Origin of the sequence: Nicoliella lavandulae, from assembly GCF_037546185.1 — a bacterium.
GTDB lineage: Bacteria > Bacillota > Bacilli > Lactobacillales > Lactobacillaceae > Nicoliella > Nicoliella lavandulae.
This window is the reverse complement of record NZ_JAWMWH010000003.1, coordinates 331242-343772: the sequence shown is the minus strand read 5'-3', so window position 1 is coordinate 343772 and position 12531 is coordinate 331242. Positions and strand designations below refer to the sequence as shown.

The following is a 12531-nucleotide window of genomic DNA, read 5'->3' as shown; positions in this document are numbered from 1 at the left end:
TTTTTGCATTAAATGAGCGTTAATTAAATTGATTTGGGAGCTTCAATATCTAATTCATCAGCAATCGTTTGAATTTGAGATGCTGTCACATCGTCAATACTGACTCCATGCTTTTGATTTTCCGCATAGTTACGGTACTCACGGTCACCAGGAATTTTAATTTCAGTCCCTGGCACCGTGGTCTAAGTTCCGAATTCGGTTGAACATATCAGTGGCCTTTGTGCGTAATGCATCAATGTCACCAAAGAAACTAGGATCAATGGTTAATAAGCATTGACTAAAGTCATGTTTTCCTACGTTGGTATCAGCTGAAATGGAACCTTGCGCTAAAATTCCAGTTAATAGTTCAACAACTAGTGAGTTCCCGAACCCTTTGTAGTTAGAATTATGTTCATCGGCACCACCAAGGGTCAACACCCCACCACCCTTTTGATTAGGCGTAAGGGCAGCTGTGGCTAAAATGTCTTCTGCTTGTTTGGCATCTGAGACCACATTACGTTGCTTATCAACCGCCCATTCACCGGGGAGTGGTTGTTTCTTCTTATCTAAAACTTGAATCTTTCCACCAGAAACCACTGACGTCGCCCCATCAAATACAAATGGATGTGGTTCGGCTGGGAATGTAAATGCAAATGCATTTGAACCTAAGAACGCTTCAAGGGCATTGGTAGGTACGACTAGCGGCCGGGTGTTCGTAAATGCGATTCCAATTAACCCCTTTGCTACTGCCTTACGGGCCCAATAGCCAGCCGTTCCAAAGTGATTGGAATTTCGGATGACTGCAATTGAAATCACGGATGCTTTAGCTTTTTTAATCAATTCATCCATCGCGTAGTTACAAGCAATTTGACCCATGTTCTGATTAGCATCGATCAATAGACTGTTGGGGCTTTCCTTCAATACTTTTAATTTATTATGGGGATTAATGGTCCCATCCTTGACCATCTTTAGATACCAAGCTAACCGTTGAATCCCATGGGATGAAATCCCTCGTAAATCAGCATCAACTAAGGTGTCAGCTAATAAATCACTGTCTGCGGTGGAAAAACCACTTTTATTAAAGACGGTTTGCAAGTATGTTCGTTCATCTTCAGCGTTAATTTTCATTTTTATCACTCCTATAATTTTAATTGAACGTGGAAATATTTTGATATAATGTAAATATTAATTAACAAAGGAGACCTAAATATGAATCAATATCCACAAGCCCTATCGATTGCTGGGTTTGATAATGACGGTGGCGGTGGGATGCCAATTGATCTAAAGACCATGAGTGCATTAAAAGTTTATGGATTATCAGTAATCACTGATGTTGTGGCTACTAATTCGATGGGATTAGTAGCTGAACAACCATTACCACTATCATTTATCAAACAACAATTTGCGGCGTTAACTGCCGATTATCAAATTCGTGCTTATAAGACCGGCTTGTTATCATCGCGGGCACTAATTAAATGGGTAAGTTCAATTGCTCGAAAGTATCCTTCAATGCCACTTATCGTCGATCCCGTTATCTATGCTAAGACTGGTGAAAAACTAATTGATGATGCCACCATTGATTATTTAAAGACGACACTATTGCCATTAGCTACGGTTAGTACGCCGAACTATCAAGAAGCCGAAAAATTAACCAATATTCAAATTGTTGATCATCAAACAATGTTAACGGCTGCCCGCTCAATTCAGCTACTTGGCTGTAATAATGTCATTATCAAAGGGCGTAATGAACAATCTAAGCATAAGACTGATGATTTAGTACTATTAGCATCTGGTGAACATTTTATCCTCCCCGGTCGTTATCTGAAGACTAAGCGAAAAAATGGAACTGGGGATGCCCTATCGGCTGCAATCACGGCTGAATTAGCTAAGGGGACTGACATCAAAGCAGCCATCATCAAGGCTAAACGCTATGTTGATCAAACAATTGAACATCCCATCATTGTTGGTCATGACCATGGTCCCATCAACCATTGGGCTGGGCAGCAATTAGATTAAATCATCTCGATTTAATCTTTTTTATTTTCGCGCGTTTGGTGTAATTTTTCAGCAATATGCACTAGATTGATCGCAAATTTATGTGAATGCGCAATGTAGCCGTGCTTTAGGCCTAACCGATAGATATATCCATTAATATATTCCACCTCAGTTGGTCGATCCGTCACTAAATCTTGGTACATAGATGGATAATGTTCAGGGTTAATATCGTGGGCCGTATGGTAGATGGTATGCCAAACTTCTTCACGCGTCCCGATTAATTTAATATTAGCTCGTTCGAACACATCAAATGCTTCGTTAATTAGGTCAATACTAAGGGGCTTAGCTGATGGTGAGGCAATGAATTCTCCATATGAACATTGGAAACTGGTTGCTAGACTGTTCAAGACGGAATTAAAAATGACCTTGGCCAATAACGTGCCCATGAAGTTTTCATGAATGGTGGCATTCAAACCGGCTTCTGTAAATTCCTTAGCAATTTCACGCGTAGTGTCATCAATGTGTTCAGTTTGATTAGCTAAATTACATGACCCCGTTCCCTTTTTAGCGACATAGTCAACTTCGCCAGGTTTAGTTAAGATGCTACCGATTAATGCAGTTCCACCAATTACATGTTGTTTAGGAAAGTATTCATCAATTTTTTCAATATGGCCCATTCCGTTCATCAACGTAACGGCATATTGCTTATCGTTAAAGAAGTGCGCACACCGTTTTAACATATCCGCTAGGCCAATTTGCTTCGTAAATGGAATCACCACATCTGGGTCACCATCATATTCTTCTGGATAGTAAATATTATCGATTTCAACTAGATGGCGATCTTGGCCCCGTCTTGAAACATAGACACCGTGTTGTTTGCGAATTGCTTCAACTTGGGGTGCCCAGGTATCGATAAAATCAACATGGTATCCAATATCTTGTAACAACGTTCCAAAGTGAAGCCCCATTCCACCAGCACCTAAAATAGCATATTTCATTAATCATCATTCCTCTCTGTTTTATTAATGTTCATCAACAAATTTTTGGATTCTTTTAACCACTTCGGTCAAATCTTCGGTACTAGCGGCATAGCTAAATCGAACGTAGCCATCCCCACCAGGACCAAAAATAGCACCGGGCATGATGCCGACCTTTGCTTCCTTAGCCAGTTGATAACCGAACTTGTAACTATCTTGTTCAAATTGATCTGGAATCTTAGCTAAGATATAAAAGGCACCACTTGGTTCTGGACTAGTAAATCCAGCCTTAGTTAACCCATCCCGAAGTAACTTGCGCCGTTTTTCGTATGTTTGCTTCATTAGTTGTCCATCATTAGCACCATTTTTGAATGCCTCACTAGCAGCGTATTGAGCGTTATCAGTCGCATTGGTATTAATCAACGTATGAACTGCGTTGATCTTACTAATGATGTTAGCTGGTCCACAGACGATTCCAATCCGCCAACCAGTCATTGCAAAGGTCTTGGAAGCACCGTTCATTACGATGGTTTGATCAGGTAATAGGGTTCCAAATGAAGTATGTGGTTCGTCATACGTCATTTCACTATAGATTTCATCACTGATTAGGAATACTTCATGTTGTTTGATCACATCTGCTAGTGCTTGTAATTCTGCTTTAGTATAAGTATTACCAATTGGATTGTTAGGATAGTTGATGATAATTGCCTTAGCGTTGGGATGCTCAGCAAATGTTTGCTTTAGTTTATCTGGCGTTAATAAAAAATTATCCTTAGATGTATCAATAAAGATCGGCGTAGCTTGGTTAAATTCAACGTTAGCAGCATATAAAGGATAGGTTGGCGTTGGGATGATAACTTCATCGCCTGGATTTAAAATCGTGGTAAAAACGTCATGAATCCCCTCAGCCAAGCCGACCGTTGTGGTAATTTGAGTATCGGGATCATAATCTAAGTTATACTTCTCCTTGAGAAATTTAACGGCGTTTTGTCGTAATGGTAACACACCACGGGGGTCAGTATAGTGACTCTTATTTTCATTAATGGCCTTAATAGCAGCATCCTTGATGTGTTGAGGCGTTGGAAAGTCTGGCTCACCATAGGTTAGTGAGATGAGACCTGGAATGTCGGCAATCTTTAGATTGAACTCGACAATTTGATTTGTTTTCATACTTTTAACTGAGTTATTAATTTTATTGGATAGATCCATTGGAAGAGCCTTCTTTCTTTAATCAATAAACAAAAAGCCCCGTTTCTAAATTAATAGAAACGGGGCAACCGTGGTACCATTCTAATTTAAATTCAATAATGAATTCCTTATTAACGACTGAAATCTCTTTCAAACGTGTGCATCAGTAATGAGATGCCAACCCATCATTATCTAAATATCGATAATACCAAATCACAGGCCATTTTCATTTAATTCCCGCTAATCTGCTCGCATCAACCGCAAATTTTCTGAGTAGCTGAATTAAATTACTTTCCTGCTCACCTTGTTTATGTAATTAGTTATTTATAGTTTCTAATCATATTTTAATTCTTTTATGATTAATGTCAACACCTAATTTAATTAATTTCAAATAATCCAAGATGATTTAGTGGTTAAGTAACGCGGTTAGATTACGGTAAAAACCAGTGTCTACACCAATTTTAACGTATAATGGTCGTTTTTGTTGTCGATAGTCAATGGTCCAAACATAGAATTCAATTGGTGCTTGTTGTTTAATTCGACTTTGGACTTGACTCAAAAATTTAGAGTTAGAGCGGTAGGTAATTAACTGATAAAAGCCCTTCGAACTAAACTCAATTAACGTCCCGACCTCATTTGGATCAAAACTTTTAAAGTCAGTCATTGATTTTGGAAAACTAATCGCATCCGCAAAGTGTTGATTAGACCCATCATGCTTGCTATTAGTAATGCCTTTTAATGCAATATTCATTTTCAGTTTACCAGTATTAGCAATTTGAATTGATAAACTGTCCTTAGGTTCACCAATACTATAGTTATTAATTGATTTTAAAACCTGATAATGGGGTCGACTATTCCAAACATATTGAAATACAGCTATAATCGCTGAAAGCGATGTAACTATGGTCGTAACTAGCTCCTGAGCGGTTAATAAGTTCAATTTGATTCCCTCCTTTACATATTAATAACATCTATTTTACGACAAACTAAAAGCAGGATTCAATTTAAAAGAATTGAATCCTGCTCAATGATAATCATTAAATTTTAGTCGGTAACGTTTACTTCAACGTCGCTAAAGCCGTTGTCGAACTTAGCGGTCCATTTACCTTCAGTTAACCGTGGTGGTAATAAGAATGTTCCGGATGATACTCGTTGGCCAGCCTTAAATGATTGGCCTTGTTCATGTAGTTTCTTAACTAGCCAGTGAAGTGAATTAAGGGGGTTACCTAATACTTCTGATGAGACCCCGTCTACTTCTTCTTTGCCATCATGATATAGCTTAGTATGAACGTTTTCTAAGTCCTTCAAGGCAAAATCAGTGGTGTCACGTTCATCACCATACACGACGTATCCGCCGACGGCAGCATCTGCCATTACTAAGTATTTAGATAGTGATGGGAACCAATCTGAGAAGCGTGAATCAGGAACTTCAACCCCTGAGGCAACCGTAGTCTTACGAGCTAATTCTTCTAATGAATCTTCTGGTGATAAGTCTTCCTTAGCCTTAAAGACTAATTCAACTTCAGCTAATGGATCCATTAAGTTACTACTTAATGAAAGGGTTGCTGGTGATTTAACAAAGTGATTTTGCACTTGGGCGCCATACAATGGTTCTGTTGAATCAAACATGTCTTGAGTTTGCTTACTAGTTAAACTAACTTTGTATCCCCCTAGGGGTTGATCCTTTAATTCCATTAATCGGCGTTGAACTCGATATGAGGCATCTTCATCATTCAATAAATCTGTCCATTCGTCCATCTTTAGGGCTTCACGATTAGTATAAGCATTGAATAATGCTTGGGCTAATTTTTCTTCAGTGTCGTTTAAGTTTAATAGGGTTACATTTTCTTGGTTAGTGTTAGTAGTTGTCATAATAAATCGCTCCTTATAATTTAGAACGAATCATAATTTGAGATTGTGATTCGTATTTTCATTTCAATGTAGTTTTTAATCTGAATCTGTCCGTCATCTGAATTGTTACTAATCTCGGATTTCATACGAACCACTTCTTTCTACTTATTATTTTCAGTTAAACAAAAAGCGCCCCTGCATTCCCGAATTGGGAATCCAAGGGCGCTCATGCGCGTTACCACCTTTTATTTATCAAACTAAATAGTTAGTTTGACCTTTACGTACGGTTATTAAACGATACGCTGGCATGATAACGGGTGCATCCGGTGGGGCTTACTCAATTTCAGCTCACTAACTAAAGAATGATAACGACTTGAAATCTCAATCCATTGTTCCACCAACCCAATGGTCTCTATAAAATTGACTTCTGCGTTTTTTCTTATAATCGCTATTTGTTTATCTGATTGACTACAAGTATATACCCTAAAATTATAAAGTCAACACTTTTTATCATTTATTTTTAATTTATTTCGCATCTTGATTTAATTTAGAGTGACGCTTGCCGTATAGCAAGTATACAACTAACCCGATTACAAACCATACCAAGAACCGAACCCAAGTTTCCCAATTCAATCCTAAAATTAATAGAATACAGAATGCAATTGAAATTAATGGTACTACTGGTACCCCAGGAACTTTGAAGCCGCGGTGGATTTCGGGGTGTTTTTTACGCATCCAAATAATACCAGCAGACACAAGGATAAATGCAGTTAATGTCCCAATGTTAAATAATTCGGAAAGAACATTTAAGTTAACCAATCCTGCAATCAGTGTAGTGACGATGCCAAAGAACCAAGTACACTTAACTGGCGTTTGACGCTTTGGATTAACGTCACCAAAGAATTTTGGAAATAATCCATCTCTACCCATTGAGTAACTAATCCGGGTTTGTCCATATAATGAAACCATCGTAACCGTTGTCATTCCTAAAATGGCTCCAAAACTAACAATAACTGATAGCCATGTTTGACCAGTTGAACGTAGTACGGCAATTACTGGATCGTTTAAGTATTGGGCGAATGCAGTATATTTAACTACCCCCGTCATAATTAACGTCATTAAAATGTACAGCACCGTTGAGATCAATAGTGAAAACATAATCCCTCTGGGTAATGTTTTACTAGGATTAACTGTTTCTTCAGCACTGGATGATACAGCATCGAATCCAATGAATGAGAAGAAAACAATTGAGGCCCCCGGAATAATTCCAGAAGCAATGCCGTGGTTAAATGAGTACCAACCATAAGGTGCAAATGGCCGCCAGTTTTGACTCTTGATAGCCCAAAATGTTGAAACGATAAATAGGATAATAACCCCAATTTTAACGAATACCATGATGTCGTTAATTTTTTTCGTTTGATTGATGCCCATCGCGATGATTGATGTTAATACGATGATTAATAGGAATGCTGGTAAGTTAAAGTATGAAACAACACCAGGAGTCGTACCAGCCGCGCTAGCAATTTGAATCGGAATATTAATGCCAAAGCTATGCAATAAGCTGACTAAATATCCTGACCACCCTACTGCAACGGCTGACGCCCCTAATGCATATTCCAAAATCAAGTCCCACCCAATGATAAAGGCGATCAATTCACCGAATGCAATGTATGAATAGGTATAAGCCGATCCAGAAATTGGTGCAATCGATGCAAATTCACCATAACAAAGTCCGGCAAATCCACAACAAATGGCGGCGATGATAAATGAAACAATAATCGAAGGACCAGCAGTTAAGGAGGCCTTTCCAGTTAAAACAAAGATTCCAGTTCCAATAATTTCACCAATCCCTAATAAAGTAAGGTCCATTGTATGTAGGCTTCGCTTTAACGGGGTGGCGTTAGCAGTAATCTTAGTTAAATCTTTCTTTCTAAAAATATCCATGCTATTCACTCCCTAAATTAGAATAAAATTATAAATGTTATAATTTATCTAATCATATTCTAATTATATACAGAAGTCAATAGCATATGTCACTTTTTATAACATATAAGACATTTTTTTGAATATTTATTACATCAATCAGTAATTGCGTTCTTAATTTCACTTGCAAATTGTGATAAGTGTTCGGGGGCGTGTTCTTTGTGAGTGGCTACTAGCTTAACAAATGCACTACCAATAATGACTCCATCAGCAAATTGAACTAGTTCGTGGGCCTGTTCTGTAGAATGCACTCCAAAGCCAATCGCTACGGGTACATCGGTCACTGCCTTAATCGAATTGACCACTCGACTTAATTGATTGGAAAAGTGATCACGTTCACCGGTTACCCCTAGTGAAGATACTAAATAAATAAAGCCACTTGCTCGTTGGGCAATTTTCTCAATTCGTGAACCAGAATTGAGCGTAATTAATTGAATCAATGCTAGCTGGTATTGATTCATTAACGGCAGCAATTCATCTTGTTCTTCATATGGTAAATCCGGAATAATTGCTCCACTAACACCGTGTTTTTGACAATCCTGACAGAAACGTTCATAGCCATACTGTAAAACCACGTTTAAGTAGGTTAAAAATACTAATGGCACGTTGGTTTGAGTTCTAATTTCATCTACTGCCGTAAAAATCCGTTGTAAAGATAGTTCTGGATCACGTAGGGCTCTTAAATCAGCCTTTTGAATCACTGGGCCGTCTGCAACTGGGTCTGAGAACGGAATCCCAATTTCTACAATTCCAGCGCCACCTTTGGCAAGGGCGACTACATTGTTAACGGTCGTTTGCATATCTGGATCGTTAGCCGTTACGAATCCAATCAACTGTTTATGATCTTGAAATGCTTGTTCAATTTTATTCATTTAAATCAACTCCCCGGTATTTAGCAATTGCAGCAACATCCTTGTCGCCACGTCCTGATAGTGTACAAATAATCGTCTGATCCTTACTAAGGGTGGGTGCTAGTTTTTGAACGTACGCAACCGCATGACAGCTTTCAATGGCTGCAATAATGCCTTCTTCCTTAGCAATGTATTCAAATGCTGCTACGGCTTCATCATCGGTAATTCCAACGTAGCGAGCCCGTTTAGCAGCTGCTAATGCTGCATGTTCTGGCCCTACTCCTGGATAATCTAGTCCAGCTGAGATAGAGTAAACTGGTTTGATCTGGCCCATCTGATTTTGGAGGAATAATGACTTCATCCCATGAAACACTCCTAATCGCCCCTTTTCAATGGTGGCCGCTGTTAAATCGGTATCAACGCCCTTACCAGCTGCTTCCACTCCAATTAGTTCAACGCTAGGATCATTAATGTAGTTAGCAAAACTACCGATGGCGTTACTCCCGCCACCCACGCAGGCAATAATTTTATCTGGTAATTTTCCAGTTAATGCTTGCATCTGGGCCTTCGATTCTTGACTAATGACGCTTTGGAAGTCCCGTACGATGGTTGGATATGGGTGGGGCCCAGTTGCTGAACCCATGACATAAAAAGTATCATCAGGCCGTGCTGCAAATTCTTGCAATGCTGCATTGATGGCATCTTTTAACACCTTAGAACCAGATGTCACCGCATGGACCTTAGCCCCTAGTAATTGCATCCGATAAACGTTTAAGCGTTGTCGATCAGTATCCTCTTTGCCCATAAAAATCTCACAGTCCATCCCGAACAACGCTGCAATCGTAGCTGTGGCAACCCCATGTTGCCCTGCACCAGTTTCAGCGATCAAACGGCGCTTCCCCATCCGTTTAGCCAAAAGGGCTTGGCCAATAACGTTGTTAATTTTGTGGGCCCCTGTGTGGTTCAAATCCTCTCGTTTAAAGTAAATTTGGGCGCCCCCGAGGTCTTCAGTCATGCGTTTAGCATAGTATAGTAACGAAGGCCGGTTAGCGTAATTATTTAATAAATCATGTAATTCAGTTTGAAAATTAGGATCCTGCTTAGCTTGTTCATATACATCAGCTAACTTGTTTAATTCACCCATTAGGGTTTCGGGCACATATTGGCCCCCGTATTCTGCAAAACGACCGTTATTTTTTGACATGTTAATCCACTCCTTATTTTCTATGGGCAATCGTAACCATTGCCGTTATTAATGCTAAATCTTTCTGGCCGGAAACTTCTACGCCACTACTAACGTCCACCATTGTTGGTTGAACGATTTCAATTGCTTTCGATACATTCGCTGGATTCAACCCACCGGCTAGGGCTAAGGGTTGATCAATTGATGGAATTTGCTGCCAATCAAGCGTCCGCCCAGAACCACCCCCACTGTCGAACATGACCATTTCAGCATTAGTGAACTTAGCTTTCTCATCAGTTGGTTTAAAGACCTTAATAACTGGGATGTGATGTGCTTGCAATGCACGTACCATTGATTCATCTTCATCACCGTGCAATTGGGCAATTTGAATAATATGTTGATCATATAGATCCTTGATCATTGATTCAGGAGCGTTCATAAATACCCCCACTAGTGGAATCTTTGCATCAACATGTTGTCTAATTAACTTAGCCTGGTCCGGTGACACTTGATGACGCCCAGCGGCAAACACAACCCCTGCAAAGTCTGGTCGAGATTGATTAATGATGGCAGCATCCCGTGGAGTTTGTAGGCCACAGATCTTAATTTGTGTCATCTAATCACGCTCCTGGGCTGTTCGAATAAATTGTTCACGGTCATTTGATTCCATCAGGGTTTCACCGATTAAAACGCCATTGACCCCAATTCGGTGCAGCTCCTTAATATCTGCTTGGTTTTTAACTCCGCTTTCAGCAATAAATGCAATTGACTTGGGCACTAGGGGCCGTAATTTAATACTATTTTCAAATGAGACCGTAAAGTTCTTTAAATTCCGATTGTTCACGCCAATCATTTGCGCCCCCGCATTGATTGCCGTTTTAACTTCGGTTTCATCATGGGCTTCAACGATGGCAGCTAATCCTAATTGATCAGCCAAATTAAGGAGTGCCTTTAATTGATCCGGGGTTAAGATCGCTACGATCAACAACACGATTTGAGCTCCAGCCGCTCTTGCTTGGTATAGCATGTATGAATTGATCGTAAAGTCTTTTCTTAACACGGGCACTGACACATTCTGTGCAATCGTTTTTAAGTATGCTAATTTACCCTTGAAATAATCGGGTTCCGTTAGGACTGAAATGGCGCCAACGTTAGCATTATCATAATCCTTAGCAATTTCTAAGTATGGAAAGTGGTCAACGATTTGTCCCTTAGATGGTGAAGCTTGTTTGACCTCACCGATCACATGAATTCCCGGTCTTAAAAACCGTTGATACACTAAACTAGGGTCTGGTTTAGGCATTTTAGCAATCGTTTGTTGTAACGTCGTTAATGGGATGGCACGCTGTTCTGCTTCAATTCGCTTTTTAGTTGCTGCTACTAGGTCATCTAAAATCATCTTAGTTCCTCCTTAATATGCTAATAAATCTGTTAATAACTGGTTAACTTGGCCGCTATCAATTGCATTGGCTGCCATATGAATGCCTTCCGAAATGGTAATGGTGGGATCAGCAGTGTTAATTGCTAAGCCCGCATTGAGCAATACAATATCGCGCTTGGGTCCCTTCATCCCATTTAAAATATCGCGGGTAATTTGCGCATTGTCAGCTGGCGTCCCACCAATAATATCGGCCTTGGATGCTCTAGTTAATCCCAATGATTCAGGAGTGATTGTGAATGGCGTCAATTGTCCGTTAACTAATGAAATTCCCTTGGTGGGTGCGGAAATAGAGGCTTCGTCCAATCCATCCGTTCCAAAAATGACCTTTGCATTGGTAACGCCTAATTGTTTCAATACCTTCACCATTGGCAATAATAATGCTTCATCATAGACCCCGAGCAATTGGTGTTGAGCATGGGCCGGGTTAGCTAATGGGCCTAAGATATTGAAAATGGTCCGAATCCCTAGTTCCTTTCGGACCCCTGCTACATACTTCATGGCTTGATGGTATTTTTGAGCAAATAAGAAACAGAAATTCCGATCAACTAACATCTGTTCACTAGCAGCCGCTGACAAGTTAATGTCAAAGCCTAGCGCTTGTAGCATATCAGCAGCCCCACTTTTCGATGAAGCTGCCCGATTTCCATGTTTGACCACTGGAATTCCTAAGCTAGCAACTACCAGTCCAGTAGTCGTAGAAATGTTAAACGAATTGGAATGGTCTCCACCGGTTCCTGAGATGTCTAGTGCTGCTTGTTGTTGATCAAATTCAGCTGCATGGGCGCGCATGGAACGAGCAGCTCCTGCAATCTCAGTCACCGTTGTGCCCTTAGTCGTTAAAGCCGTCAACATAGCTGCAATTTGGACTGGAGTTGCATCCCCATCCATAATTTCATCCATTACTTGGTTCATTTCTTCAAAAGTTAAATCATCATTTGCGGTTACTTTTTTAATTGTGGTATTAATCATTTTATTACCCCCTGGGTTAAGTCTTTACAAGTTAATTAAATTTCAATTGCATCTTGACATTGTTCAACAATTCACTCCACTAAAGTGATATGATATGAGACAAAGTGGGTGATT

General features: G+C 39.8%; 11 protein-coding genes, 1 pseudogene and 1 other annotated feature. Of the genes and pseudogenes, 1 reads left to right on the top strand and 11 read right to left on the bottom strand.

The window, feature by feature from the left end; genetic code table 11:
- Positions 1-23: 23 nt before the first annotated feature.
- A pseudogene (locus R4146_RS08260) lies at positions 24-1107 on the bottom strand (Ldh family oxidoreductase).
- Positions 1108-1188: 81 nt separating this feature from the next.
- Between R4146_RS08260 and thiD the strand changes: the two are divergent.
- Positions 1189-1995, top strand: coding sequence for a bifunctional hydroxymethylpyrimidine kinase/phosphomethylpyrimidine kinase (gene thiD, locus R4146_RS08255; RefSeq protein WP_339960978.1), 807 nt, complete (start codon positions 1189-1191; stop codon positions 1993-1995).
- Between the two features lie 11 nt (positions 1996-2006).
- Here thiD and R4146_RS08250 read toward each other — a convergent pair whose 3' ends face one another.
- The 10 genes from R4146_RS08250 to trpD form a co-directional block, all read right to left on the bottom strand.
- Complete coding sequence (locus tag R4146_RS08250) at positions 2007-2972, bottom strand: ketopantoate reductase family protein (RefSeq protein WP_339960977.1); 966 nt, start codon at positions 2970-2972, stop codon at positions 2007-2009.
- Positions 2973-2996: 24 nt separating this feature from the next.
- A complete protein-coding gene (locus R4146_RS08245) occupies positions 2997-4160 on the bottom strand; it encodes an aminotransferase class I/II-fold pyridoxal phosphate-dependent enzyme (protein ID WP_339960976.1) in 1164 nt (387 codons plus the stop codon).
- A gap of 52 nt (positions 4161-4212) precedes the next feature.
- Positions 4213-4451: a binding site (T-box leader), on the bottom strand.
- 94 nt (positions 4452-4545) lie between these two features.
- On the bottom strand, positions 4546-5079 hold the full coding sequence (locus R4146_RS08240; protein ID WP_339960975.1) for a hypothetical protein: 534 nt from the start codon (positions 5077-5079) through the stop codon (positions 4546-4548).
- A gap of 104 nt (positions 5080-5183) precedes the next feature.
- Complete coding sequence (locus R4146_RS08235) at positions 5184-6011, bottom strand: 2-keto-4-pentenoate hydratase (protein ID WP_339960974.1); 828 nt, start codon at positions 6009-6011, stop codon at positions 5184-5186.
- A 504-nt stretch (positions 6012-6515) separates the two neighbouring features.
- Positions 6516-7934 carry an amino acid permease gene (locus R4146_RS08230; RefSeq protein WP_339960973.1) on the bottom strand — a complete coding sequence of 473 codons (1419 nt, stop codon included), beginning with the start codon at positions 7932-7934 and terminating at the stop codon, positions 6516-6518.
- Between the two features lie 134 nt (positions 7935-8068).
- Positions 8069-8845: a tryptophan synthase subunit alpha gene (gene trpA, locus R4146_RS08225; protein WP_339960972.1), complete on the bottom strand. Its 777-nt coding sequence runs from the start codon at positions 8843-8845 to the stop codon at positions 8069-8071.
- Complete coding sequence (gene trpB / locus R4146_RS08220) at positions 8838-10028, bottom strand: tryptophan synthase subunit beta (protein ID WP_339960971.1); 1191 nt, start codon at positions 10026-10028, stop codon at positions 8838-8840. Before trpB ends, trpA begins: the two co-directional genes overlap by 8 nt.
- A gap of 13 nt (positions 10029-10041) precedes the next feature.
- The gene (locus R4146_RS08215; RefSeq protein WP_339960970.1) at positions 10042-10623 is read right to left on the bottom strand and encodes a phosphoribosylanthranilate isomerase; all 582 of its coding nucleotides are present in this window, start codon (positions 10621-10623) and stop codon (positions 10042-10044) included.
- On the bottom strand, positions 10624-11406 hold the full coding sequence (gene trpC, locus R4146_RS08210) for an indole-3-glycerol phosphate synthase TrpC (protein ID WP_339960969.1): 783 nt from the start codon (positions 11404-11406) through the stop codon (positions 10624-10626). It lies immediately after the preceding gene.
- A 12-nt stretch (positions 11407-11418) separates the two neighbouring features.
- A complete protein-coding gene (gene trpD, locus R4146_RS08205; RefSeq protein WP_339960968.1) occupies positions 11419-12417 on the bottom strand; it encodes an anthranilate phosphoribosyltransferase in 999 nt (332 codons plus the stop codon).
- Between the last annotated feature and the right edge of the window lie 114 nt (positions 12418-12531).